The organism is Oleiphilus sp. HI0086, from assembly GCF_001635225.1.
In genome coordinates this window covers 1-609 of the sequence record NZ_LWFZ01001142.1, presented here as the reverse complement: position 1 = coordinate 609, position 609 = coordinate 1, and the positions used below count along the sequence as shown (strand labels likewise).

The following is a 609-nucleotide window of genomic DNA, read 5'->3' as shown; positions in this document are numbered from 1 at the left end:
TGTGCCGAAATGACGAGTGAAGTATCCGAGATATGGAAATCAGTAAAGTAGACAGAACCGATGCTTTGACCTGTATCTCCGAAAGAGACATGGGGTAGATCCCAATCCCACGCAACGTTTATATCGTAGATTGCTTGGCCATCAACATGAATCAAAGCATCCCCATCTTTATGGATGATGTGTTGCGCTGCAGCCAACTTACTTTGAACACTTGCAAAGCCAAAACTACCAAGCGTATCATTCCCACGTTCATTATGAATTCTCATATCACGCAGTGTTAAATAAGGGTTTGTTACTGAGCGAGGTATGATTGTATTGGTCGCATTGTTCGTACTATCAATATCCAAATCTTCTACACGAAATTTCGCATCGATCCCCAGATATGAATCAGCTAGCAATATATTTCTTGGCTTACCATTCGAAGAATTGCCGGTCGTATCATGAAAGTCATTTCCTTGGTTTTTAATAACTATATCTAAATAACCTAGGTAAGCTTCCACTGAGAAATTCTTGCTTAAGGCAGTCTCAACACTGCCGTCTGAAGCACGTATACCAAACTCGGCTTCCTGAATATGTAGATCAACAGCATTTTTATAATTATCAAGATTT

The 609-nt window shown here is 39.9% G+C and carries 1 protein-coding gene; it reads right to left on the bottom strand.

Annotated elements, in window-relative coordinates; translation table 11 throughout:
- Nucleotides 1-609, bottom strand: a 609-nt coding sequence (locus tag A3756_RS28035) for a hypothetical protein (RefSeq protein WP_197481411.1), incomplete at both ends; no start/stop codon positions are given.